Origin of the sequence: Nocardiopsis sp. NPDC049922, assembly GCF_040660275.1 — a bacterium.
Taxonomy (GTDB): Bacteria; Actinomycetota; Actinomycetes; order Streptosporangiales; family Streptosporangiaceae; genus Nocardiopsis.
This window is the reverse complement of the sequence record NZ_JBFAME010000008.1, coordinates 161,640-186,474: the sequence shown is the minus strand read 5'-3', so window position 1 is coordinate 186,474 and position 24,835 is coordinate 161,640. Positions and strand designations below refer to the sequence as shown.

Sequence of the window (24,835 nt, the reverse complement as noted above, 5' to 3'; positions counted from 1 at the left end):
AGGGCCACTCTCCTCATCCCGTGGGGACACGGGCGCTGGGCCGAGAGCATTCGATCCCTGCTTCGCACGGGGAGCCGCCGCCGACGAATCCCCCAACCGTCGGCGGCGGCCCAACCCCGCACATCTCGAATCTGACACATCAAGAATAAGAAACAAGTAAGCACGGGGCGCACCGGGGAAATGTGTCATGCGACACCCGCGCGCCCCGGCCCGTCCGGGGCCTCGGCGGCCCGGTCCGCGAAGCCGGGGGCGCCGATGGGGTTTGGATCACCATGCGGTAGGGGTAGGAGACGCACGCGTGGACACCGGCCGCCTCCGGCCGGACCGCGACGGGCACGCGCCACACCGAGGTGGCGCCACCGCATCGCGCGGACACGCAGTCGTGCGCTGACGGCTTTCACCGGGGCACCCGTGTGCCCCGGTGCCGACCCCTGAGAGAGGTGTCATGGGCGAGTTCCTCGCAGAGATCAAGGTCCGGATCAACGAGACCTCCCGGTCGCTCCGCTCGGCTCAGGCCGCCGGGGACGACTTCCTCGCCGACACACACGCGTCGGAGCTCGAGGACCTCTACCGGATCGCGGCTCGCAACGGCATCGACACCCGCTGCTGACGCGGGTGCGACGGCCCTGACCCGGATCCCCCCGGACCGGCGGGGCCGAGGACACGGGGCGGGGCGGACCGGTGGTCCGCCCCGCCCCTCACGTGTTCCCGGACGCTCACTCCGCCGCGGGCCCGCGGCCGGCGGCCCCGTCGGCCCTCAGCCGTCGGTGTCGGCGCCGAGCGGCGCCAACAACGCGTCGAGGGCCTCGTACAGCTCCGGGCGCGCCGCGATGACCAGATCGCCGCTGGGCGGCCCGCCGGCCGCCCCGCCCACGCGCACGCCCGCCTCGCTGGCGACCAGGCCGGGCGCGGCCCAGTCCCAGGGGTTCAGGCCGCGCTCGTAGTAGGCGTCGCAGCGGCCGGTCGCCAGCCCCGTCAGGTCCACGGCCGCGGCGCCGCAGCGCCGGATGTCGCGCACCCTGGGGAGCACCTCCAGCAGCACCCGCGCCTGCTGGGCGCGCCGCTCGGGGAAGTACCCGAAGCCGGTGGCGACCAGGGCCCGGTCCAGCGGCACCGCGTCCGGGGCCCGCAGCGCCACACCGTTGCGGCGGGATCCGTGCCCGAGGACCGCCTCGAACATCTCCCCGCGCGAGGGGACGTTCACGGCCGCGGCCACGACCCTCCCGTCCACCTCGGCGGCGATCGCCACCGCCCAGTCCGGGCTCCCGTACAGGTAGTTGACCGTGCCGTCGATCGGGTCGACGATCCACCGCACGCCGCTGGTGCCGCTCGCGCCGCCGCCCTCCTCGCCGAGGACCGCGTCGTGGGGGCGGGCCTCCAGCAGGCGGGTGCGGATGAGCTCCTCGGCGGCCCGGTCCATCTTCGTGACGACGTCCGTGGGGCTGGACTTGGTGTCGAGCACGGTGATGCCCGCCTGGCCCTCGGCGGCGAGCTCCCCCGCCTCGGCCGCCGCGCGCACGGCGAGCGCGCGCAGCTCCTCGGGGTTGGGCGGATGGTGGGTGGTACTCACGTGTGGTCCCCCGTTCGTGGGTCGCGGGCGGTTAGGGCGTGTGCCGTGGATGCTGCCCGTCGCGAGCGGCGTCTCCAGTGCGGCGCTCGCAAGGCCGAAGAAGGAGTCAGGGTGGGGTCCTTTCGACTGATGAGAACGCGGCGAGAGTTGTGCTGGGGCGTCGCGCAGCAGGGTATGTGTCCGCGACACACGCCCTCGGGGTCAGAGCAGTTCCGGCCTGGTCCACTCCTTGCCGTGGACGTGGTGGTCCAGGAAGGCGAAGATCGTCTCGTACCAGATCCGGGCGTTGCCGGGCTTGAGGATCCAGTGGTTCTCGTCGGGGAAGTACAGGAACTTGGCGTCCACCTCGTGCAGGAGCAGGTCGCGCCACAGCCGCAGGCCCTCGGAGATCGGCACGCGGTAGTCCTTGTCCCCGTGGATGACGAGCATGGGCGTGCGGACGCGGTCGGCGTGCAGGTGCGGCGAGTTCAGCGTGTAGCGGTCGGGCTGGGCGAGCGGGGTCCCGAACTCCCGCTCCCACACCGACGGGAGGTCCGTGGTGCAGCTGAAGCCGTCCAGCGCCCACAGCGAGGCGTGCGAGACGATGGCGCGGAAGCGGCCGGTGTGCCCGGCGATCCAGTTGGCCATGTACCCGCCGAAGGAGCCGCCCATCATGGCGGTGCGGTCGGCGTCGACGTCGGCGCGCGCCTCGGCGGCGTCGGTGATCGCCATGACGTCGGCGTGGGTGCGCGGCCCCCACTTCCCCCAGGCACGGCGCAGCATGTCCTGACCGTACCCGGTGGACAGGGCGGGGTCCGGCAGCAGGACCGCGTAGCCGCGCGCGGCGAGCAGCCAGGGGTTCCAGCGCCAGGACCAGCCGTTGAAGCTCATGTAGGGACCGCCGTGCACCCAGAGCATCAGGGGCGCGGGGGACTCGGCCGAGGCCTCCTCCGGCAGCACGAGCCAGGACCGGATCCGCGCGCCGTCGTCGGCGGTGGTCTCGATCTCGGTCAGGGTGCCGGGCATCGTCAGCTCGGAGCCGGGGGTGCGCAGCGCGGTGGGCGCGCCGTCGGCGGCGTCGGCGTCCAGCCGCACGGGCGCGGGCGGGGCGTCCCAGGCGTCGCGCAGGGCGAAGACGTGGCGGCCGTCGGGTGAGGGGTTGAGGGCGCTGTAGGCGCCGTGGTCGCCCGTGAGGCGGGTGAGCTCGCCGGAGTCCGGGTCGACGCGGAAGAGCGGTCTGCGGCCGTTCTGGTCGGCGACGAGGAAGACGGACGCGGAGTCGGCCGACCACGCGTACTCGCGCGGCCAGAGTTCGTGGTCGGCGAGCAGGTCGCGGCCCTCGCCCGTGGCGAGGTCGACCAGCCAGAGGGTGTGGTCGCGGGGCTCGCCGTCGTAGGTCCCGGCCGAGCCGCGCGTGAGCAGGACGTGGCGGCCGTCCGGGGAGACCAGGGGGCCGCCGAAGTCGTGGTCGGGGTCGCTGGCCAGGGTGCGGCGCTCGCCGGTGGCGGTGTCGACGGTGACGATGTCGGTGCGCAGGGAGCCCCGGCCGGTGGGGACCTGCCACTCGGTGACGAGGGCGGCGCCGTCGGGGGTGAGGTCGCCCGAGGCGTTCACCAGGGCCATGCCGGCGTCGGGGGTCAGGTCCCGGTGCTCACCGAGGCCGGAGTCGCCGTCGGCGGGCGGTTCGGCGACCAGGTAGCGCGGGTGGTCGGGGCCGATGTCGCCGTCCCAGTAGCGGATGGGCAGGGCCTCGTGGAGGATCGCGGTGACACCGGCCTCCTCGCGCGCCTTGCGGGCCTCCTGGTCGGCCTCGGCGGTCTCGCTGCCCGCGTGGGTGTCGGAGGTGAAGGCGACCAGGCCGGAGTCGCGCGCGACGGTGAAGGAGGAGACGCCGCCGGGTCTGGAGGCGACCTGGCGGGCCTCGCCGCCGCCGGCGGGCAGGAGCCACAGGGCGGCGCCCGGGGCATCGCCGGAGGTCGTGTCGGGGTCGGGTCTCCCGGAGCCGAACAGCAGCGATCCGTCGGGAAGGAAGCGGGCGACGCTCTCACCCTCGGCGGATCGGGTCAGGCGCCGGGGAGCGCTCCCGCCCTCGGACTCGGGGGCCGTGTCGATCTCCCACAGGGCGCTGTGGAAGGAGGCGCCGTCGGGGCCGAGGCCGCTGACGGGCGCCACGAGGCGGGTGCCGTCCGGGGAGAGGCGCAGCCCGTTGACACGGCGGAGACGGACGTACTCCGGCAGTTCGTACCAGGAACGAACCAAGGCGAATCCTCCTGAACCGTCGACGTGGGGTCTGGGCCGACCCTATCGGGCGCGTCCCCGCCGACGGCTGGAGCGCCCGCCCGGACGGGGGACCCGCGCGGACCGGCCGCCGGGGGTTTCGGTTCGGGCGCCGGCAGGGTTCTGCAAGACGAGTCGAGCCGCTAGCGAGGAACGAGCGTCAGGCGAAGACGAGGATGAAGAATCCCTGCCTCTGGGGCGCCCGAACACGGGCCGAAGCGAAGCGGAGGCCCAAGAAAAGCACAGCCGGGGACCTCCGCCCGACCCGGCTCAACGCTGCCGGCAGCAGACCTGACCGCCCTCGGCGCAGCGGGGCAGGTCGCCCAGGCGCACCGGCGCGGTCCCGTCGGTGTACTCGCGGACCAGCTCGGTCACCATGGACACGAACCGCGGGTGGGTGCCGGGGCTCAGCGCGCGCTCGTAGCCGACGCCGAGCTCGCGCGCGGTCTCGCGGGCCTCCACGTCGAGGTCGAACTTGACCTCCATGTGGTCGGAGACGAACCCGTGCGGGACGACCACGACCGCGGGGACGCCGTCCTTGGCCAGCTCCTCGATGCGGTCGTTGACGTCCGGCTCCAGCCAGGGCTGGCTGGGCGGGCCGCTGCGGCTCTGGTAGACGACCTCGTGCGGGTACTCGCCGTCGAGCCGCTCGGCCACCAGGCGCGCCACCTCGGCGAGCTGGGCCCCGTAGGCCCCCTCCGGACCGAACGCCTGGCCGGGACCGCCGCTGGCCTCGGCCATCGCGGTGGGGATGGAGTGCGCGGAGAACAGCAGCCGCGCGCCCGCGCGCCGCTCCTCGGGGAGCGCGGCGAGGGCGGCGCCGGTGTGCTCGACCAGGGGCTCGACGAAGCCCGGGTGGTCGTAGAAGGGACGGATCAGCTCGACCTCGGGGGCGTCGTCGCCCAGGGCGGCACGGGCCCGGTCGATGTCCTCGTGGTAGGCGGTCCGGCTGGACCAGTTGCAGTACGCGGAGGTGGGCAGCGCCAGCACCCGGCGCACGCCGTCGTCCCGCATCCGGGCGAGGGTGTCGGTGAGCATCGGCTCCCAGAACCGGTTCCCCCAGTAGACGGGAAGGTCCACCCCGTTGGCGGCGAAGTCGTCGGTGATCGCGGCGATCAGGTCCCGGCACTGCTGGTTGATCGGGCTCACGCCACCGAAGAGGAAGTAGTGCTCACCCACCTCCGCCAGCCGCTCGCGGGGGATGCCGCGCCCGCGGGTGACGTTCTCCAGGAACGGGATGACCTCGTCCTCGCCCTCCGGTCCTCCGAAGGAGATCAGCAAAAACGCGTCGTAAGGCCTCATGGGACCTATCAAACCAGCCCTCCCGGGGCCCGCTCGCCCACCCCCGCTCCGGTGTCCCGTGTTCTTCGGCCCACCGGGACACCCCTCCCCTCTGGCCACACAAGTGACTCGTGGGTAATGTCACGGTGCATGACTGACGTGTTGTGGAACACATGGGCGGGCACCCACCAGGCCCGCCCCCGGCGGACGGCGGCCCCGAACAGCACCGACGAGGTCGCGGCGGCGGTCGCCTCCGCCGCGGAGGAGGACCTGAGGGTCCGGATGGTCGGCTCGGGCCACTCCTTCACCGACGTGGCGGTCACCGACGGGCTCCTGCTCTCCCCCGCCTCCCTGGCCGCGGTGCGCTCGGTCGACCCCGACGCGGGAACGGTCACGGTCGAGGCCGGACTCCCGTTGTGCGACCTCAACGACGCCCTGGCCGAGCACGGCGTGGCCCTGGCCAACATGGGCGACATCGCCGTGCAGACCGTGGCCGGCGCCGTGCAGACGGGCACGCACGGGACCGGGCGGGACTCGGGCGGTCTGGCCAGCCAGGTCCTCGGACTGGAGATGGTGCTCGCCGACGGGTCGGTCGTGAAGTGCTCGGCCGACCGGGAGCCGGACCTGTTCCACGCCGCCCGGGTGGGGCTGGGCGCGTTCGGGGTGGTCACCGCGTTGACGATGGCGGTGCGCCCCGCGTTCCTGCTGCACGCGCGCGAGGAGCCGATGCCGCTGGACGAGGTCCTGGAGCGGCTGCCGGAGCTGCGCGCGGACAACGACCACTTCGAGTTCTTCTGGTTCCCCCACACCGGCAACACCAACACCAAGCGCAACAACATCACCGAGGGTCCCGCGCGTCCGCTCTCCACCCTCCAGGCGTGGTGGGACGACGACTTCCTGTCGAACACGGTCTTCGATCGCGTCAACCGGCTGTGCCGGAGCTTCCCCTCCCTGGTGCCGGGCGTGAACCGGATCAGTTCGCGGGCCCTGTCCGCGCGCGCCTACACGGACGTGTCGCACAAGGTGTTCGCGTCGGTGCGCGACGTGCGGTTCGTGGAGATGGAGTACGCGATCCCGGCCGAGCACGCGGCGGACGTGCTGCGGGAGGCGCGGTCGATCGTCGACCGGGGCGACCACCGGGTGAGCTTCCCGGTGGAGGTGCGCTTCGCCCCGGCCGACGACGTGTGGCTGTCCACGGCCCACGGCCGGGACACGGCCTACGTGGCGGTGCACATGTACCGGGGGGTCCCGTACGAGGCCTACTTCGCCGACCTGGAGGCGGTGTTCACGTCCGTGGGCGGCCGACCGCACTGGGGCAAGATGCACACGCGCGAGCGCGCCTACCTGGAGGAGGTGTACCCGCGCATGGGGGACGCGCTGGCGGTACGCGACCGGGTGGACCCGCACCGCCGGTTCGGCAACGCCTACCTGGACCGGGTGTTCGGGTGAGGGGAGGCCGTCCGGGGCGCGGCCCGGGGGCGGGTCAGGTGCCGGTCGAGGGGGCGCCGGCCGTGGAGTCGTCGACCGGGCGCTCCCCGTCCGGGTCGGTCTCCGGTTCACCGCCGCCGTCGTCGGGCGGGGTGGGCTCGGTGGTCCCGCCGTCGTCGCCGGTGTCCTCGTCCCCCGTCTCGCCGGGGTCGGGCGTGGGCGTGACCGGGTCCTGCCCGGTCCCTCCGTCGGTCCCGGTCCCGCCGGTGCCCTCCGCGCCCTCGTCGGCGGGCGTGTCCGTCTGCTCACCGGTGCTCTCGGGGACGTCCACGGTGACCTCGGGGGCCTCGGCGTCCTCCTCCTGCGCGGGCGGCGCGGAGGTCCCTCCCCCGAGGAGGGAGGGAGCGGTGGGTTCGTCCTGACCGTGCATCCACGCGGTCATCGAGCGGCCCGTGAGCAGCTCGAAGGCCAGGATCACCAGCATCACCAGGGTGAACACGATCACGGCCGGGACGAGGACGGCCTTCCAGCTCCGCCGCGCCGGGCGCTCCCCGGCCGGGGACCCCTCGGCCGGGGCGCCCCCGTCGTCCTCCGTGGTCGGCAGCGCCATGGTCCGGGTCGCGGCGACGTCGTCGGCTCCCCCGGCGACGTGCGGCAGCGCCGCCGTCCGGGCGGCGTCGGAGTCCGTCGCGGCCTCGGCGGGGGCGACCGGCGCGGCCGCGCCGGTCGTGGCGCCGACCGCCCTCTCCGCGAGGTGCCTGGCCTGTTCGCCGCTGCGCGAGAACCAGTGCTGGAGCAGAGGGCTGGCGACCGTGCTCAGGACGGCGATGACGGCCGCGCCGATGACCGTTCCGTACACGTTGAGGTAGGAGGCCGCGGTCGCCGCGGTGAGGGTGGCGGCGCCGGCCCCGGCGACCTGGGACACGCTCAGGTCGATCCGCTTCCTCGGTGTGCGGTCCTCCTCCTCGTCGTCCGCCTCGTGGTGTCCGGTCCGACCCATCCGGTCGTCCCCCCTTCGTCGGCCGCGCGGGGGCGCGGCGGGAACTCGATGGTGATCGCGGGATGGGCGGGGATCTCCAAACCACTACAAACCGCCCATAAATGAAGAACTCAGACTAAGCTCACCCAGTGCCCGATAACGCCAGGAGTCAAGAAGGGCCACATTCCGGTGGACATCGGCGTGTCGAGTTGCGCCGACAGGGATTCCGTGCTCCCGGAGCCGTCCGGGATCGGAGTTTTTCCCGGGCCTGGGGTGATTCGGTACCCGCGGGATACCATCGCGGCGGAGCCTTGGCGCGGGATGGACGACATCCCGCCACGACCGCTCCCGGTCGGCGCAGGGTCCGCGTGTCAAGATTGGCACCGGAGACGACCGTTGAGGACCCCGGGACGGTCCGGGGCGGCCCGTGGTGAGGACTACGGACGGGAGGCGGGCACACAGTTCGGACATGCCGGGCGCGGTACTGGCCGAACCGTGGTCGGCCGACCAGACTTGGAGAACGCGGGGGCTGGTCGCCGAACCTGCCCTCGACGGGACGCGAAAGGGAGGGCGATGCACGAGCTTCGCCTCGTGGCCGTGAGCGAGGACGGCACCTACCTGGTGCTCGCCAGCACAGGCCGTGGAACCCGTTTCATGCTGCCCGTCGACGACCGCCTTCGCGCCGCCGTACGCGGCCAGTTCTCCCGGCTCGGCCAGTACGAGATCGAAGTGGAGAATCCGTTGCGCCCCAAGGAAATCCAGGCCCGCATCCGGTCCGGCGAGACCGCGGAGGCCATTTCCGAGATCTCCGGGATCCCCATCGAACGGGTGCGCTGGTTCGAGGGCCCCGTCCTCCAGGAGCGCGAGTACATCGCCCAGCAGGCCCAGCGCGCCACCGTGCGCGCCACCGGCGACTCGGGCCCCGGCCCCTCCCTGGAGGAGGTGGTCACCAAGCGGATCGGCGCCCACCAGCTGGAGACCGGTGACGCCTCGTGGGACTCCTGGAAGCGGGAGGACCGGACCTGGCAGATCAAGCTCGTCTTCCTCCACGGCGGCGACGAGCGCGTCGCCCACTGGCTGTACGAGCCCAGACACAACAGCGTCACCCCCGCCGACGAGGAGGCCGTCCGGTTCACCGAGCCCGCGGCGCCGGTGCGGCCGACCACCCCCGACACGACGGTCACGCCCTTCGCCCCGCGTCGGCCCGAGGGCACGGCGGAGCGGCCCAGGACCGACTCCACGCAGCCCGCCGAACGCGGAACCGACCAGCCCGCCCGTCGGCTGTCCCCGGCCCGGGACGCGACCCCGGACGAGCCGCTGCGCCCCGCACCCCGCACCCTCCCCGACCCGTTCGAGGCGCCCGAGCCCGACGAGCGGTACCAGCGTCCGCCGGACCCCCTCCCGCCCCGGGAGGCTCCGCGCACCGACCCGGCGACCGCCCGCCGCGCTCCGGAGCGGACCGCCGACCGCCCGGCTCCCGCCGACCCCTTCGGCCCGATTCCCGCCGTCGAGCACCGCCCTCGGCCCGCCGAGCCGGACACCCCTCCACCCGCCGCCGAACCGCCCGCCCAACCCCGACCCGCGCGCCGGCGCCGCGCCACCATCGACCTCTCCGACACCGGCCCCACCCGCCCTGCCGCGCCGGAGCCGCCCTCGGCCCAGGCCGCGGCCAACGGCGCGCCCGACCGCGCCGCGCCCAAGCGCAAGGGCCGCGGCCGCCGCGCCTCCGTCCCGTCGTGGGACGAGATCATGTTCGGCTCCAAGAAGGGCGAGTAACCGCCCCGGCCGCGCCCCGCCCGGCCGTGGCGCCGCCCGTCCCCGTTCACGCCCCGGTGCGCCGCGCACCGGGGCGCGGTGCGCGCCCCCGCGTCGGCCCCGTCAGGCGCGCCCGCGCCGACCTCCGGCGCCACCGCGCGGACCCGCCCCGCCGCGCCGCGACCGACCCACCACCCTTGCCTGTGTCAGGGCGGACACCCGCGTGTCAGCGTTCTGTCAGACCGGGTCGGCAGACTGGTCGTCGAACGGTAGAAACGGAGGAGCGATGACTGACGCCATCCGCGCGGAGGGTCTGGTCAAGCAGTTCAAGGGCAAGCGCGCCCTCGACGGGGTCGACCTGACGGCGAGGACCGGGGCCGTGCTGGGCGTCCTGGGGCCCAACGGATCCGGGAAGACCACCACGGTGCGCATCCTGTCGACACTGCTGCGGCCCGACGGGGGCCACGCCGAGGTCGGGGGCTTCGACGTGGTCAAGCGGCCGCACGACGTGCGCCGACTGATCGGACTGACCGGCCAGTACGCGGCGGTCGACGCCGAGCTCACGGGCACCGAGAACCTGATGCTCATCGCACGCCTGCTGGGCTACGGCCGAGGCGCCGCCCGGGCGCGTTCGGCCGAGCTGCTGGAGCGCTTCGAGCTCACCGACGCCGCCGGCCGTCCCGCCAAGACCTACTCCGGCGGCATGCGCCGCCGGCTCGACCTGGCCGCGAGCCTCGTGGGCCACCCCACCCTGCTGTATCTGGACGAGCCGACCACCGGCCTGGACCCGCACAGCCGCAATGGCCTGTGGGACGTGGTGCGCGGTCTGGTCGACGACGGCGTCACCGTGCTGCTCACCACGCAGTACCTGGAGGAGGCCGACCAGCTCGCCGACGACATCGTCGTGCTGGACCACGGCAAGGTGATCAGCAGGGGCACGCCCGAGGAGCTCAAGAACCACGCGGGCAAGCAGGTCCTGGAGCTGCGCACGGTCGAACCCGAGCAGCTCGACCTGGCCGTCCGGATCGTCGAGGCGGTCACCAGCAGCCCGGTGACCCGCGACGGACTGGGCGCGAGCGTCGCGGTCACGGACGCCGCCGTCCTGCCCGAGGTGGTCCGCCGCCTCGACGAACAGGAGGTGGCCGTCGCCGAACTGTCACTGCGCAAGCCGAGTCTGGACGAGGTCTTCCTCGCGCTGACCGGACACACCGCCGAAGACGAGTCCACGGGGGAGACCGTGGCGGAAGGGGCCCGAGCATGAGCGACGTGACCACCCTCAAGCCCTCCGAGGGGGTGCACAGGAGCGGCGGCGCACCGACCGCGCCCCGGGCGATCGGCCCGGCGAACACGGTGAGCAACGGCCTCCAGCTGGCCTGGCGCAGCGTCCTGAAGATCAAGGCGAACCCCGAGGAGGTCCTCGGGCTCACGTTCATGCCGATCATGTTCGTGACGCTGTTCGTCTTCGTCTTCGGTCAGGCGATCATGGGCGACTGGCGGGAGTACCGGGACTTCCTCATGCCCGGCATCATCGCCCAGTCGGTGGTCTTCGCCACGCTCGGCACCGGGTTCACCCTGTGCCAGGACGTGGAGAAGGGCATCTTCGACCGGTTCCGGTCCCTGCCCATCGCGCGGTCCGCGCCCCTGATCGGCGCCATCCTGGGCGACCTGGTCCGGTACTCGATCACCGTGGTGATGGTGCTGCTGGTCGGCCTGGCCATCGGGTTCCGCCCCGACGGCGGCGTGGTCGGCGTGGTCGCCGCCGCCGCGCTCATCCTGCTGTTCGCCTTCGCGCTGTGCTGGATGTCGGCGTTCGTCGGCATGATGGTGCGCACCCCGATGGCCGTGCAGAGCTTCGGGATGATCCTCATGTTCCCGCTGACCTTCGGCAGCTCGGCCTTCGTCGCCCCGGAGGCCATGCCCAGCTGGATGCGGGTCGTCGCGGAGAACAACCCGATCACGCACGTCGTGAACGCCATGCGCGGCCTGATGATCGGCGGGGACGTCGCCGCTCCGGTCACCTGGACGCTGGTGTGGTCCGCGATCTTCGTCGCGGTCTTCGGCCCGCTGGCCGTGTGGGCCTACCGGCGCCGCACCTGAGCGACCGCGGCGCCGCGCTCCGGGGGATCCGGACGCGGCGCCGCCCGGGTCACATCGGCCGGACGCCCTCCAGGTCGTCCGGCACGATCGGGGCCAGCCACCCGTTCACGCCGGTGCGGATCTCCACGGGATCCGTCTCCGCCCCCTGGACGAGCAGACGTTCGAACCCCGCCTCGCCCAGCGCGTGTACGAGGTCCTCCCGGGCCGCCCGTACCAGCGGGCTCACCAGATTGGGCAGCCCCCGCAACGCCTGGGCGTGACCGAGCATGGCGGCCGCCCGTTGCGGCTCACCCGCCGCCAGGAAGGCGCCCAGGACCTCCAGCACGTCCGCGCAGACCGGCCCGAGTCCGCGCGCGGCCCGCCACCAGGCCCGCCCCGCGTCCCGCCAGGCCCGGTCGGAGTCACCGGCCCTCCACGCGACCGTGGCGGACACGAGCAGCCAGTACGGCTCGACGTAGACGGGGGCGAAGCCGCCCAGGCGCGTGACGGTCGGCCCGATCTCGTCCACCACGGCCCTGGCGCGCTCCAGGTCGCCGGACTCCCGCAGGAGCTGGGCCTCGGCCAGCCGCACGATCACCACGTGGTCGTCCTCACGCGGGGGTCCGTGTTCGGCCGTGGACTCCAGATCGCGCCGGGCCGCCTCCAGGTCGCCGACGTCGATGAGGACCTGGGCGCGCTTGACCCGGAACATCATCGCGATCGAGGTCAGCTCCGCCCGGTCCGCCAGCCCGATCCCATCGTCGAGCAGGACGCGGCACCGCTGCGCGTCGTCGAACCGGCGCAGGTCGGACAGCTGGAGAATGGCCTGGAGCTCACCCCAGCTGTCGCCGACGGCACGGAACCCCTCCCGCGCGTCGACCGAACGCTCCATGGCGCGTTTGGCGTCCCCGAAGACGGCGTCGAGCAGCGACATCATCAGGCGCACCATCGCCCGCAGCCAGGGATCGTCCTGGTCCGCCGCGCGTTCGATCCGCTCGCGGGCCGGTCCGTCCGGTCCCTCGTTGAGGGCCTCGTAGACGAGCCCGTACAGCAGCATGGGGTGGGCCTCGGGTCGTTCACCGGCGTCCCGGAGCACCCGCCGCACGGCGCGGATGTTGGCCAGGATGACCTCGTGGTCGGTTCCCCGCTCGGGCGCGCTGTGAAAGAGGCAGCTGGCGTAGGCGACGGCCCTCCCCTCCGGCACGCGGTCGCCGACCAGTGTCAGCACCTCGGCGCACCAGCGGCAGAACTGGTGCCAGCCGCCCTCCAGGATCCAGTACCACTGGGTGTACTCCACGAGGTCCAGGGCCAGGTCGACGTCCCCCCGCTGAACCGCCCAGCGCACGGCGGGTCCGCAGTTGTCCGCCTCGGCCCCGAGCCGGACCACCCACTCGGTCTGCCGGGGGCCGCGCAGCAGCGGCTCGGCCTCGCGCCACAGGTCGCGCACGTAGCGGGCCTGGAGGTCGCGGACCTGGTGCTCCTCACCGCTCTCGGCGAGCCGTTCGGCCGCATAGGCGCGGACGGTCTCCAGTTGGCGGTAGCGGGGCGGGGCGTCCTCGCGCACGGGGTTCTCCGCGATCACCAGTGACTTGTCGACCAGCGCGAACAGCACACCCCACACGTCGCGGCCGCCGACCGTCCCGTTCTCCCCCGGGTCCGCGCAGATCCGCTCGACGGCCTCCAGGGTGGCCCCTCCCGCGAAGATCGACAGGCGACGCAGGAGCCGGCGCTCGGGCTCGTCGAGCAGCTCCCAGCTCCAGTCGACGACCGCGCGCAGGGTGCGGTGGCCCGGACGCGCGGAACGGCTGCCCCCGGTCAGGAGACGGAACCGGTCGGAGAGGCGGTGGACCAGCTGGGCCGGGGACATCGACCGCAGGCGCGCGGCGGCCAGCTCCAGGGCCAGGGGCATGCCGTCCAGGGCTCGGACGATGCGCACGACGTGTCCGACGTTGTCGGCGGTGACCGCGAAGTCGGAGCGCACGGCGCGGGCGCGTTCGGTGAACAGCGCGACGGAGGCGAACCCGGCGGCCCGTTCGGCCGTGGCGCCCTCGGGGGGCAGTGCCAGGGGCGGGACCGGGACGAGCCGCTCCCCCTGCACTCCGAGGGGTTCACGGGAGGTGGTGAGCAGCCGCAGTCCCGGACAGCGGGCGAGCAGCGGCTCGACGACGCGCGCGACGTCGTCGACGAGGTGCTCGCAGTTGTCGAGCACGACGAACGCGGACTGGTCGCCGAGGTAGGCGGCGACGCGCTCCTCGGCCGGGGTCACGGGCGTGCTCGAACGCGCCTGGACGATGGCGTGGTCGCGCAGGTCCAGAGCGGCGACGACCGCGTCGACGATGTCGTCGCCGGAGCCGACCGGGGCCAGTTCGACGAACCAGCCGCCGCGGGAGAGCAGTTCGGGCGCGCGGTCGGCCAGTGCGCCGGCGATCTCGATGGCCAGTCGGGTCTTGCCCGCTCCGCCCGGACCGAGCAGGGTGACGAGTCGGGACTCGGTCAGCTGCGCGACGGCGGAGTCCACCTCGCTCTCGCGCGGCACGAAGCTGGTGAGGGCGGCGGGCAGGTGGAGCTGCGGGGGCGGCGTCCGGCGGTGGCCCCCGTCGCGACCGCGTGCGCCGACGGCGCCGATGTCCCCGCGGAGCACACGGAGGTGGACGTCCGACAGCCTCGGCGAGGGATCCAGACCCAGGTCCTCGGCGAGCCGAGCGCGGAAGGCCTCGTAGGCCTCCAGCGCGTCGGCGGTGCGCCCGGTCGCGGCGAGCGCGCGCATGAGGAGTTCGACGGGGCGTTCGCTGTGGGGTTCGCGCAGGGCCAGCGCCTCGGCCTCGGGCAGGGCGTCGTCGGCCCGGCCCAGGTCGAGCAGTGCGGTCAGGTGGTCCTCGACGAGCGCGGCGTGCGTCTCGGCCAGACGCCGCGCGACGTCCTCCGCCAGGCCCCGCGACGTGAGCTCGGGCAGGGCGGGCCCGCGCCACAGGGCCAGGGCGTCGCCGAGCGAGGTGAGCGCGGCGGCGGACTCCCCCGCGTCGAGCTGGGCCCGACCGCGCTTGGCCAGGGTGTCGAACTCCCCCAGGTCGACCTGTCGGGGGTCGATGACCAGCCGGTAGCCGGAGGCGTCGCCGTTGATCTCGACGTCGGGGCCCAGGGCTCGGCGCAGCCGCGACACCAGCGCCTGGAGGGCGTTGCCCGACGAGACCGGTGGTCCCTCCGTCCAGATCGCGTCCGTGAGCTCCTCGGTCGAGACCCGTTGACCGGGTCGGAGCAGGAGCAGGGTGAGGAGGGTGCGCAGGCGCGCGCCCCCGATGGTGATGGCCCGTCCGGACGCGTCGTGCACCAGGAGGGGGCCGAGGATGGAGAACCGCACGGGTCCATGATCACCCATCCGGTCACGTGATGCCCGGAATTACCCGTCCGACCGGAGCGTCCACCGGGCTCGGCGGCCGGTCGGCGGTGGAACGGCGGTGCGACGACTGCGGACCACGCGGCCGACCGCAGTAGGGTTCCCCTGGAACGTGCGTCGGCGGACCGCCGAGGTCGCCCGGCTCGACCCTCGCGGGTCCGGAGCCGGGTCGCCCCCGACGCCGTTCCTCCCGTACGTCGAATCGCGCCCCATCGGCCCGAAAGCCCAGCAGGAGTCCCATTGTTCCCGGCCCTCCCTTCCCCTTGGACCACCAGTGCGCGCACGGCGCCCGGCAGGCCCGCGCTCCGCGGCGCGGGCGTGGTCGGGGCGGGCGCCGTTCTGGCCCTGGCCACCGGGTGCGGCGTGCTCTCGCCCGGGCAGAACGGCGACATGCCCACCAACATCGACGTCACCAGCCCGCGCATGCAGCAGGGTGAGCCGCTGCCGGACGCCTACGCCTGCGGCGGCGGGGAGTCGGACGCGGACGAGGGGCCGGCCTCGCCGCCGGTGCGCTGGTCGGGGCTTCCGGACGGCGTGGGCTCGATCGCGCTGGTCGTGGACGACCCCCAGGCGGCGGAGGTGTTCTGGGTGGTCTTCGACCTGGACCCGCAGCTGGTCGAGCTGCGGCAGAACACCGTCCCGGCCGACGCCAAACAGGCCATGAACAGTTCCGGGGACGCGGGGTACGGCGCTCCCTGCCCCACCGACGGCGACGTGCACGAGTACCGCTTCACCGTGTACGCCCTGGACGGCACCCTCGACCTGCCCGACGGCGCCGAACTGAGCCGGACCCTGGAGGCGATCGCCGACCAGGCCGTCGCGCGCGGATCGCTGGTCACCACCAGCGAGTGACCGGAACCGCGGTCGGGCGGCGCCCCCGCGTACGGTTCCACGTTCGCCGCGTCCCGTTTGCTCCGGGTTCTACACGAGGAAGCTCCCGTCGCCCACTGCACACGGAGCACGACAAGGCATACAGTGGGGCCGTGCCCCTCACCCCGTTTCAGACGACCGTTATCCGTCCACCCGCCGCCCAGCACCCCGACCTGAGACCGCACCGGACCGCCCGCGTCGCGCCGGGCGCGCTGACCCGGCAGCCCGGACGCACGCGGATCCAGGCGGCCGCCGTCTCCCCCCGACCGGTCCCCGCCAGGCCGGTCCACGGTGCGCTCCGGATGCGGCCGACCTCTCCAAGGTAGTGCGTAGACCATGACCGTCACCGTCATCATCATCATCGCCGTCATCGTCGTGCTGGCCGTCCTGGTGCTCCTGCTGCTGGGCATGCGTGCCCTCAGCACGACGTCGCCCGAGGACGACTACGACGACGAGCAGGAGTACGAGAGCACCGGGGCCGACGACCGGGGTCGCGGGCGCGGGCGCGGACGCGGCGACCAGGAGGCGCCCCGCCGTCCCCGGCGGACCCGGGAGGACGGGGACGCAGAGCCCGACCGGCGTCCCCGGGGTCGGCGGAAACGCGGTGTGGACTGGGATGACGACGCCGACCTGTCCGGCAACGGCTTCTGGTCGAGCCTGGGCGACGAGGACCGGGACGACGGGCCGGCGACCGACGGCGTCGCGGACGACCGCGCGGCGGACGGCTACGACGACGTCGAGGCCTACGACGATGACGGCTACGACGAGGAGTACGACGGGTACGCCGACGAGGAGGACGGGGACTACGAGGACGAGCGCGACCCCGCACCGGAACGGACGCGCGGCGGCGTCCACGCCGAGGGCGGCACGAGCGGCGCGCGCCCGGCCGTGACCTCCGGTCCCTCCGACGACCTGGCGGTCCTGGCGAGCCTGGGTCAGAGCGGCGGCCCCGCCCCCGAACCCCGAACGGGCGACGCGCGGCCCCGAGCCGAACTGCCGCGGGCGGAGGACACCCGGGCGGACGCGCCCCGCGCGGCGACGCCGCGGGAGGACGCGCCCGGGGCGCGGCCGTCCCGCGACGAGGACCCGCTCGGCACCGGGCCCTGGACCCCCGACCGGGCGCTGCCCTCCGCGTCCGCCGAGCCGACTCCCTGGAGCGGGTCCGCCGACCGCGACCCGCTCGGCGGCTCGGGCTCCGCGAGCGCGTACGGCGGGTCCTACACCGGTTCCTCCTACAGCGGCTCCTCCTCAGCGACCCCCCTGGCGGGCTCCGCCGCCTCGGACGACCCGCTGTCGGGTCCGTCCGCCTACGGGACGGGGCCGTCCGGGTTCGGTGAACTCCCCCGGTCGAACGGCTCCGGGTCCACGGATCCGCTCGACCCCGGGTTCCGTCCGTCCTCCACCCCCGAGGACACCGGGTCGCCCATCTGGTCCAGCATGGACACGGGATCGCACCAGCGTCCGACGCCGCCGTCCCCGAGCGGGTACGGCCGAGGCCGCCCCGACGCGCCCGGCGGATACGACACGGGCACCCACCGGTACTCGTCCCACGACACCGGGGCGCACTCCCGGAGCTCGTACGACACCGGGACCCACGCGCGCGGGAGCCACGACACCGGCGCGCACACGAGGGGCGCCTACGGCACGCCGCCGTTCCCCGAGTACGACACCGGCACCCACACCGCCCCCGGCTCCTACGCCCGGCCCGAGTACGACACGGGCACGCACGCGCACCGGTCCTACGACACGGGCGCCCACACGCGGGGCGCCTACGGCACCCCCGCGCCCTCCGAGTTCGACTCCGGCACCCACCAGCGCTCCCACGACACCGGCGCGCACGCGCGCGGCTCGTACGCGAGCGAGCCGCTGTGGGGCGAGGACGCCCTCGGCGGGCCGAGTTCGCCCACCGTCCCCGGCTCCCCGAACGGGACGGGCGGCTTCGGCGGCGGCCACGCGGCGCCCGGCGAGCCCGGAGCGTCGCCGTTCGACACCGGCGGATACTCCCGGTACCCCTCGGAGCCGACCCCGCCGGGAGGCATCCCCTACCCGGGCGGATCACAGGGCTTCCCCACCGGCGGTTACCCGGCGGGCCCGCTGCCCGGAGAGGTTCCGGGCGACGCCCTCTCCGGCTACGGCCCCCAGCCGCCGCGGTCCCCCGAGCCCTACGGGAACCCCGACGCTCTCGGCGGCGGGTACACCGGACCGCACCCCGGTTACGCGGGCGGCCACCCGCCCGCGGAGGGCTGGGGGCGGTGGGAGGACACCCGGAACGGCGCTCCGCCCCTCCCTGGGCACCCGCACGTGCCCCCGCCCAGCCCCTCGTACGGCCCCCAGCACGGGGCGCCCGACGCGCAGAACCCGCCGGTGCACGGCCGGGACCACTACGAGGGCGGCTACGAGGACGGCCGGTTCATCTGAGCCGGGCACCGCGCACGGTGACCGCCCTCCGTGACACGGGGTGACCGGCCCCGCCGGTCAGCACACCCCTTCACACCGCCGAGGCGACGGGACATCCCCCGTCGCCTCGGCGGTTCTTCGTTCCCGGCACGCACGCCCGGTGTGAAACCAGGAAAACGGTTGCCAAATCCACGACAGTCCGTCACATCGCACGCGCTCCGTTGACTACAGTTGGTGATTGACACCGGACTCTCCGCGTCCGGCCCGTCGCTTCGCGTTCCCACGCGCATCCCCCGTCCGGACACCGACGTCCGCGTGCACCGCCACCCGACCGCCTGGTCCGACCCGAACGGAGCCACCATGCGCACCCACGCCCAGGGGCCACCGACCGAGCCGCCGGCCGCTCCGGCCGCGCACAGCCGTCTCCTCGACCGCAGAACGGTCGCGGCCGACGTCGGCGCCTCCCTCGTCGTCTTCCTGGTCGCCGTCCCCCTGTCGCTGGGCATCGCCGTCGCCGCGGGCGCGCCGCTCATCGCCGGACTGACCGCGGCCATCGTCGGCGGTATCGTCGCGGGGCTGTTCGGCGGCTCGATGGTGCAGGTCAGCGGGCCGACCGCGGCGCAGACCATCATCGTGGCCGAGCTGATCACCACCTACGGCTGGCGGGTCACCTGCCTCATCACCGTGCTCGCCGGGCTGCTCCAGATCGCCCTGGGCGCCGTCCGCATCGCCCGGGCGGCGCTGGCGGTCTCCCCGGCGGTGATCCACGGCATGCTCGCCGGGGTCGGCGCCACCATCGCCCTCGCACAACTGCACGTCGCGCTGGGCGGTGCGCCGCAGAGTTCGGCGCTCAGGAACATCACCGACCTGCCGCACCAGGTCGCGCACAACCACACCGCCGCCGTCGCGGTCGGGGTCATCACGATCGCGATCATGTTCGGCTGGGGCCGACTGCCGGCCATCGGCCGGATCCGCCCGTCGGTCGTGCCCGCCTCGCTGGTCGCGGTGGGCACCGCCACGGCCATCGCCACCCTGGGCCGGTGGGAGGTCCAGACCGTCACCCTGCCCGACTCCCTGGTCGAGGCCTGGTCCGGCCCGGCGCTGCCCGAGTCCGGCCAGTGGCACGGCGTCGTGCTGGCCGTGGCCGCGGTGGCGATGGTGGCCAGCGTGGAGTCGCTGCTGTCGGCGATCGCCGTGGACCGCGAGCACGGCGGTCGACGGGTCCAGCTCAACCGCGAGCTGTTCGGGCAGGGCGCCGCCAACACCGTCAGCGGGGCGCTGGGCGGGCTCCCCGTGGCGGGCGTGATCGTGCGCAGCACGACCAACGTGCGCGCCGGTGGGCGCACGCCGCTGTCGGCGATCCTGCACGGCGTGTGGATCCTGGTGTTCGTCGCCCTGTTCGCGCGCGTGGTCGAACTCATCCCGATGGCCGCGCTGGCCGCGCTGCTGGTCTTCGTCGGCGCGCGGATGGTGTCCATCGCCCACCTGCGCGACCTGCGCCGCCACCACGAGGCCAGCGTCTACCTGGTCACGCTGTTCGCGGTGGTCTTCCTCGGGCTGCTCGAAGGGGTGTGCCTGGGCTTCGCGCTGGCGATGATCGTCTCCCTCCGGCGGCTGACCCGCTTCACCGTGCTCACCGAGGAGCGCGGCGACCGCGTGCACGTGTCCGTCCACGGGTCGCTGACCTTCCTGGGGGTGCCGCGCCTGGCACACGTCCTGCGCACCATCCCCCCGGGCGCCCGGGTCGACCTCGACCTGCACGTGGACTTCATGGACCACGCCGCGTTCGAGGCCGTGCACGCCTGGCGCGTGGACCACGAGCGGAGCGGCGGCGCCGTCGACATCGACGAGGCCCACGAGCAGTGGTACACGCGCAGCTCCACCCGGACGGCGCCGGCGGCGAAGACCGCGCCGACCGGACAGGCGCGGTGGTGGGCGCCGTGGGAGATGCGCGGGGAGGCCGACAGTCAGCTGAACGCCCTGGGGCTGCTGACCGCCGGGGCCCGCGAGTACCACGCCAGCACCGCCGACCGCATGCGGTCGGTGATGAGCCGCCTGGCGCACGGCCAGAACCCGACCGCGCTGTTCGTCACGTGCGCCGACTCGCGGGTGGTGCCCAACCTCATCACCGCCAGCGGCCCGGGTGACCTGTTCACCCTGCGCAACGTGGGCAACCTGGTGCCGCCGTCGGGGACACCCGGAGACGGCTCGGTGGGCGCGGCGGTGGAGTACGCGGTGACGGTGCTGGGGGTGCCCTCGATCGTGGTGTGCGGACACTCGCACTGCGGGGCGATGCGGGCGCTCCTGGAGGGGGCCCACACGGACACCGCCGAGACCGGCACGTCGCACATGTGCCGCTGGCTGGCCAACGCGGGGCCGAGCCTGGCGCGCCTCGACGCGGCGCCGGACCTGCCCGAGGGCCCGCCGACGACGGAGACGCTGTGCCGCCTGGCCCAGGTCAACGTCGAGGAGCAGCTCGGCAACCTCATGAGCTACGAGGTGGTGCGGGAACGGGTGGAGTCGGGGACGTTGACGCTGACGGGGATGTACTACGACCTGGAGACGGCGCGGGTGCACCTGTTGGACGCCGCGACGGGTCGGTTCACTCCCGTGCCGGGCGTCGTCACCGGCACGGTCCCGCCGCAGCGCACGGGCACGGACGCCGGTGGTCAGTTGATCGACGAGTCCTCGTCCGGCGCGTCGTCACGGCCGTCCTGTTGAACGCCCGACGCCTGGTAGGTGGCGAGCGCGATGATCACGACGATGGCCAGGACCGGCAGGCCGAAGAGGATCACCCAGATGAACGCTGAGTCGAACAAGTGTCACCCATTCCCGTGAACGCCGATGCCCGTCGGGCCGCCGACCTCGCGGCCCACGGGCGGACGCGCTCCGGGCCCCGCCGGGGCGCGGAGCGCAGGGCCAATCTACCTTCGGACACACGGCTCGGGCCATCACCCGGGCGCTGTAACGCCCTAGCCCCGGCGCGTCGGGCCGGGTTCGGCGGAGAGGTGTGAGGGAGGGAGTCGGCCGGTAAGCCGGATTCTGTCGGTCCGAAGGGACCGGACGGTCATCCATCTGGGACCGCCGTTGCCGACGGCCTCGGTGCGGTCTACCCGCGGACTCGGGCGGGCCGCCCTCGAACATCCGCGCGGGAGCCCGGAGGCTCCCTTTTTGACCTTGCTCCGGGTGGGGTTTACCTAGCCGACCGGATCACTCCGGCCGCTGGTGGTCTCTTACACCACCGTTTCACCCTTACCACCGCGAACGGTGGCGGTCTGTTCTCTGTGGCACTGTCCCGCGGGTCACCCCGGGTCGGTGTTGCCGACCACCCTGCCCTGTGGAGTCCGGACTTTCCTCGAACCCGTACCGTCGGCACGGGTCCGCGACCGTCTGGCCGACTCCCCCTCATCCCGCATTCTACGCCCGTTGGCCGGGGGTTCCGCCCAGATGGGCGGTGTCGTTGAGCGAGCGGACCACCATGGGGCCGTCGGCGTAGCAGTCGACCTCGGTCAGGCAGGCCGTGTCCAGGTGCATCCGGTACAGCGCCGCCAGGGGGGCGAGCATCGCCCGTTGGACCACCACCTTGATCGGCGTCACGTGGGTGACCACCAGAACCGTGCGGCCCGCGTACCGGTCGACGAGCGCGTCCCGCGCGGCCACGACCCGCGCCGCGGCGTCGGCGAAGCTCTCGCCCCCGGGCGGCGCCGTCTCCGGGTCGGCCAGCCACCGGTCGACCTCCTCGGGCGCCCGGGCCCGCGCCTCGGCGAAGGTCATCCCCTCCCAGGCCCCGAAGTCGGTCTCGACGAACCCCTCGTCGATCTCGACCGACAGCCCGAGCTCCTTCGCCGCGTAGGCGGCGGTGTCGCGGGCGCGCCGCAGGGGCGAGGAGACCACCGCGTCGATCGACCACGCGGCGAGGCGGTGCGCGGCGGCCCCGGCCTGGGCGTGCCCGTGGTCGGTCAGCGGGAAGTCACCCCGACCCGCGAACCGGCGCTCCACGGACAGCGGGGTCTGTCCGTGCCGCAGCAGGACCAGCCGGGTCGGTCGGTCCTCGGCGGACGCCCAGCCGCCGCTCACTGCTCCGCCTGGGCGCCCAGACCCGACTCCTCGGTGCGCACGAGGATGCGGCGGCAGTCCTCGCAGCGGACGATCTCGTCGGCGGGGGTGGCGCGGATCTCGTTGAGCTCGACCGTGCTGAGCGCGAGCTTGCATCCGCCGCAGCGCCCGTACCGCAGCGGCGCGGCGGCCAACCCGTCGTACTGGCCGCGCAGCTTGTCGTACAGCGCCAGCAGGTCGGCGGGCACGTCGGCGGCGACGCGCTCGCGGTTCCGGGCGACCCGGTCCCGGTCCAACCGGATCTCGGCGGCGGCGGTGTCGCGGCGGGCCGTGACCTCGGTGTACCGGGCGGCCGTCTCCTCGTGTTCGGAGGTCAGACGGGCGGCCTCGGCCTCCAGCCCCTCGGCGCGCTCCATCACCGCCAGCACGACCTCCTCCAGCTCGGACTGGCGGCGGCCCAGGGAGGCGATCTCCGACTGGAGGTTCTGCAGCTCCTTGGCGTTGGTGATGGCCCCCGACTCCAGGCGCCCCGAGTCACGCTCGGCGCGCGCCCGCACCTGGTCGACGTCGCTCTCGGCCTTGCGCTGTTCACGGCCCACGTCGGAGATCCGCGTCCGCACGGCGATCAGTTCGGCGTCGATCTGGTCGACGCGCTCCTTGAGCTCCGCCGCCTCGGAGTCCTCCTTGAGGTTCCGGGCACGGTGGTCCAGACGCTGGAGCTCGGTGTCCAGGGCCTGGAGGTCGAGCAGTCTGGCCTGTGCGGCGGGTTCGGCTTTCACGTGTCACGTCTCCTGGAGTGGCTGGGGAAGGCGGGGTCGCCGTCCGCGCCCGTCTCTGTGCAGTTGGGTTCGACCGCCCGGTGGGGCGGAAGGGGAGCCTCAGATGTGATGGAAGGTCTGCGACCAGGCGTCCGTCACGACCGTCGACACCCGGATCTCCACGTTAGCCCCATCCCGGCCGTCTCCGCGCGCGAGCGCGTCGGCCAGGTGGATCGCCCCGTCCGCGAGCCAGGGCCACTCGCTGGCGAAGTGGGGGGTGTCGACCAGGGCGGGCCCCGGGTCCTCGGCGAACTCCGAGGCCGGGTGGTGGCGCAGGTCCGAGGTGACGAACGCGTCCACGCCCGCGGCCCGGGCGGCGCCCAGCAGTGAGTCACCCGCCCCGCCGGACACGGCGACCGTGGTGATCAGGCGGTCCAGGTCACCGGAGACGCGGATCCCGGGCGCCGTGGCGGGCAGCCCCTGGGCGACCTGGGCGGCGAAGTCGTGCAGGATCATCGGCTGGTCGAGGGCGCCGATCCGTCCGATGCCGCGCCGTCCCTCGGGGTCGGTGGCGTCGGGGTCGAGCGGACGCAGGGGCCCGGTCAGACCGATCGCGCGCGCCAGGGCGTCGGACACCCCGGGCGCGGCGGTGTCGGCGTTGGTGTGCGCGGTGTACAGCGCGGCCCCGGCGCGGATGAGCCGGTGGACGACGTTGCCCTTGGGGGTGTTCGCGGCGACGCTCGTGACGCCGCGCAGCATGAGCGGGTGGTGCGTGACGACCAGGTCGGCGCCCCACTCCAGGGCCTCGTCCACGACCGCGGCGACCGGGTCGACGGCGAACAGGACGCGCTCCACGCGCTGGTCGGGGTCGCCGCACACGAGTCCGACCGCGTCCCACGACATCGCCCACGCGGGTGGGTAGATCTCCTCGAACGCGGAGATCACGTCGGCCAGGCTGCGGGGCGGGGTCGCGGTGCTCACGGCCACGACCCTAGCGCCTCCCCGGACCGCCGCGCGCGGGAAGCCGGTCCGCGAGTCGACCGGCCACCGAACCCAGCCGATCGACGACCTCGGGCGGCGCGTCGAGGTCGAAGTCGGCGCCGAGGGAGACCACGGCCAGCGTGTACTGGCAGACCAGGTCGAGCGCGTCGGCGCTGATCCGCACCACGCACGCGTCCGGTCCCGTGGCCTCGATCGCTCCCGGGATCGGCCCGTGGAGCCGGGAGCGCACGGTCTCGGCGGACAGGTCCAGGCCGATCCGCGCGGTGTGGCGGTGGGTCGCCCCGGCGAAGGACCGGACGATGTACTCGGCGGGGTCCGCGGCGGGCAGCTCCCTGGGGGTGAAGCGGCGGTGCGTGCGCCGGATGCCGTCCATCCGGTCCACCCGGAACGTGCGCCAGTCCCCGCGGTCGGCGTCGTGCGCGATCAGGTACCAGCGTCCCTGGTGGTCGACCAGGTGGTGCGGTTCGACCCGGCGCTCCCGTCGGCGGCCCTCCCGGTCCCGGTAGTCGAAGTCCACGACCGCGTGCTCCCGGCAGCACGAGCCCAGCATCGCCAGGTCGCAGGGGCTGACGGTCGGGACCTCCCCCCGGCGCACCGCCGTGGTGGTGTCGCTGACCGCGGCCAGGCGCGGGCGCAGCCGGGAGGGCAGCACCCGCTGGAGTTTGGCCAGCGCCAGGAGCGCGCTCTCCTCGACACCGGACACGGTCACCAGGCCGAGCCCGATCGCCACCGCCTCCTCGTCGTCGAGCAGCAGCGGCGGAAGCTCGTGTCCGGGGACCATCCGGTAGCCGCCCGCGACCCCGGGCACGCCCTCCACCTGGTAGTCGAGGGACCGGAGCCGGTCGACGTCCCGACGGAGGGTGCGGGCGCTGACCCCGAGGCGGTCGGTCAGCTCCGCGCCCGTCCATTCGCGGCGGCTCTGCAGCAGCGACAGCAGGCGCAACAGCCGCTGCGGCATGCCCTTGCGGACCGATGTGTCGTCCATGCGCCCAGAATGCCAGCCATCGCGGCCA

The 24,835-nt window shown here is 74.0% G+C and carries 18 protein-coding genes and 1 other RNA gene; 8 read left to right on the top strand and 11 right to left on the bottom strand.

Annotated features, from left to right (window positions below):
* The first annotated feature begins 445 nt into the window (after nucleotides 1-445).
* Nucleotides 446-610: a hypothetical protein gene (locus AB0I72_RS16910; protein WP_017598337.1), complete on the top strand. Its 165-nt coding sequence runs from the start codon at nucleotides 446-448 to the stop codon at nucleotides 608-610.
* A gap of 147 nt (nucleotides 611-757) precedes the next feature.
* On the opposite strand, the gene AB0I72_RS16905 is transcribed toward AB0I72_RS16910, so the two are convergent.
* The 3 genes from AB0I72_RS16905 to AB0I72_RS16895 all read right to left on the bottom strand — a co-directional run bounded on the left by AB0I72_RS16905 (nucleotide 758) and on the right by AB0I72_RS16895 (nucleotide 5,128).
* Nucleotides 758-1,570, bottom strand: coding sequence for an inositol monophosphatase family protein (locus AB0I72_RS16905; protein WP_358568911.1), 813 nt, complete (start codon nucleotides 1,568-1,570; stop codon nucleotides 758-760).
* 201 nt (nucleotides 1,571-1,771) lie between these two features.
* A complete protein-coding gene (locus AB0I72_RS16900) occupies nucleotides 1,772-3,808 on the bottom strand; it encodes a S9 family peptidase (RefSeq protein WP_358568908.1) in 2,037 nt (678 codons plus the stop codon).
* A 288-nt stretch (nucleotides 3,809-4,096) separates the two neighbouring features.
* The gene (locus tag AB0I72_RS16895; protein WP_358568905.1) at nucleotides 4,097-5,128 is read right to left on the bottom strand and encodes a ferrochelatase; all 1,032 of its coding nucleotides are present in this window, start codon (nucleotides 5,126-5,128) and stop codon (nucleotides 4,097-4,099) included.
* Between the two features lie 129 nt (nucleotides 5,129-5,257).
* On the opposite strand from AB0I72_RS16895, the gene AB0I72_RS16890 reads away from it, so the two are divergent.
* Nucleotides 5,258-6,556 (top strand): D-arabinono-1,4-lactone oxidase, encoded by a 1,299-nt coding sequence (locus tag AB0I72_RS16890; protein ID WP_358568902.1) that lies wholly within the window; start codon nucleotides 5,258-5,260, stop codon nucleotides 6,554-6,556.
* A 34-nt stretch (nucleotides 6,557-6,590) separates the two neighbouring features.
* Here AB0I72_RS16890 and AB0I72_RS16885 read toward each other — a convergent pair whose 3' ends face one another.
* Nucleotides 6,591-7,535, bottom strand: coding sequence for a hypothetical protein (locus AB0I72_RS16885; RefSeq protein ID WP_358568899.1), 945 nt, complete (start codon nucleotides 7,533-7,535; stop codon nucleotides 6,591-6,593).
* A 552-nt stretch (nucleotides 7,536-8,087) separates the two neighbouring features.
* Here AB0I72_RS16885 and sepH point away from each other — a divergent pair.
* The 3 genes from sepH to AB0I72_RS16870 all read left to right on the top strand — a co-directional run bounded on the left by sepH (nucleotide 8,088) and on the right by AB0I72_RS16870 (nucleotide 11,366).
* Nucleotides 8,088-9,290, top strand: coding sequence for a septation protein SepH (gene sepH / locus AB0I72_RS16880; RefSeq protein ID WP_358568896.1), 1,203 nt, complete (start codon nucleotides 8,088-8,090; stop codon nucleotides 9,288-9,290).
* 265 nt (nucleotides 9,291-9,555) lie between these two features.
* On the top strand, nucleotides 9,556-10,530 hold the full coding sequence (locus AB0I72_RS16875; RefSeq protein WP_358568893.1) for an ATP-binding cassette domain-containing protein: 975 nt from the start codon (nucleotides 9,556-9,558) through the stop codon (nucleotides 10,528-10,530).
* A complete protein-coding gene (locus AB0I72_RS16870; protein WP_358568890.1) occupies nucleotides 10,527-11,366 on the top strand; it encodes an ABC transporter permease in 840 nt (279 codons plus the stop codon). Before AB0I72_RS16875 ends, AB0I72_RS16870 begins: the two co-directional genes overlap by 4 nt.
* 49 nt (nucleotides 11,367-11,415) lie before the next feature.
* Here the strand turns inward: AB0I72_RS16870 and AB0I72_RS16865 are convergent, their stop codons facing one another.
* The gene (locus AB0I72_RS16865; RefSeq protein ID WP_358568887.1) at nucleotides 11,416-14,703 is read right to left on the bottom strand and encodes a BTAD domain-containing putative transcriptional regulator; all 3,288 of its coding nucleotides are present in this window, start codon (nucleotides 14,701-14,703) and stop codon (nucleotides 11,416-11,418) included.
* Nucleotides 14,704-14,979: 276 nt separating this feature from the next.
* Between AB0I72_RS16865 and AB0I72_RS16860 the strand changes: the two genes are divergently transcribed.
* The 3 genes from AB0I72_RS16860 to AB0I72_RS16850 all read left to right on the top strand — a co-directional run bounded on the left by AB0I72_RS16860 (nucleotide 14,980) and on the right by AB0I72_RS16850 (nucleotide 20,727).
* A complete protein-coding gene (locus AB0I72_RS16860; protein ID WP_358568884.1) occupies nucleotides 14,980-15,591 on the top strand; it encodes a YbhB/YbcL family Raf kinase inhibitor-like protein in 612 nt (203 codons plus the stop codon).
* Nucleotides 15,592-15,945: 354 nt separating this feature from the next.
* The gene (locus tag AB0I72_RS16855) at nucleotides 15,946-18,027 is read left to right on the top strand and encodes a hypothetical protein (RefSeq protein ID WP_358568881.1); all 2,082 of its coding nucleotides are present in this window, start codon (nucleotides 15,946-15,948) and stop codon (nucleotides 18,025-18,027) included.
* A 339-nt stretch (nucleotides 18,028-18,366) separates the two neighbouring features.
* On the top strand, nucleotides 18,367-20,727 hold the full coding sequence (locus AB0I72_RS16850) for a bifunctional SulP family inorganic anion transporter/carbonic anhydrase (RefSeq protein WP_358569247.1): 2,361 nt from the start codon (nucleotides 18,367-18,369) through the stop codon (nucleotides 20,725-20,727).
* Here the strand turns inward: AB0I72_RS16850 and AB0I72_RS16845 are convergent.
* The 6 genes from AB0I72_RS16845 to AB0I72_RS16820 form a co-directional block, all read right to left on the bottom strand.
* A complete protein-coding gene (locus tag AB0I72_RS16845; RefSeq protein WP_358568878.1) occupies nucleotides 20,676-20,825 on the bottom strand; it encodes a hypothetical protein in 150 nt (49 codons plus the stop codon). The genes AB0I72_RS16850 and AB0I72_RS16845 overlap by 52 nt on opposite strands.
* A 196-nt stretch (nucleotides 20,826-21,021) precedes the next feature.
* Nucleotides 21,022-21,408: RNase P RNA component class A (gene rnpB / locus AB0I72_RS16840), an RNA gene on the bottom strand.
* 15 nt (nucleotides 21,409-21,423) lie between these two features.
* Nucleotides 21,424-22,083 carry a histidine phosphatase family protein gene (locus AB0I72_RS16835; protein WP_358568874.1) on the bottom strand — a complete coding sequence of 220 codons (660 nt, stop codon included), beginning with the start codon at nucleotides 22,081-22,083 and terminating at the stop codon, nucleotides 21,424-21,426.
* Nucleotides 22,080-22,841: a C4-type zinc ribbon domain-containing protein gene (locus tag AB0I72_RS16830; protein WP_358568871.1), complete on the bottom strand. Its 762-nt coding sequence runs from the start codon at nucleotides 22,839-22,841 to the stop codon at nucleotides 22,080-22,082. The genes AB0I72_RS16835 and AB0I72_RS16830 overlap by 4 nt, the downstream gene beginning before the upstream one ends.
* A gap of 99 nt (nucleotides 22,842-22,940) precedes the next feature.
* Nucleotides 22,941-23,807, bottom strand: a complete 867-nt coding sequence (locus AB0I72_RS16825) for a Nif3-like dinuclear metal center hexameric protein (protein WP_358568868.1) — start codon at nucleotides 23,805-23,807, stop codon at nucleotides 22,941-22,943.
* 4 nt (nucleotides 23,808-23,811) lie between these two features.
* Nucleotides 23,812-24,807, bottom strand: coding sequence for a WYL domain-containing protein (locus AB0I72_RS16820; RefSeq protein ID WP_358568865.1), 996 nt, complete (start codon nucleotides 24,805-24,807; stop codon nucleotides 23,812-23,814).
* Between the last annotated feature and the right edge of the window lie 28 nt (nucleotides 24,808-24,835).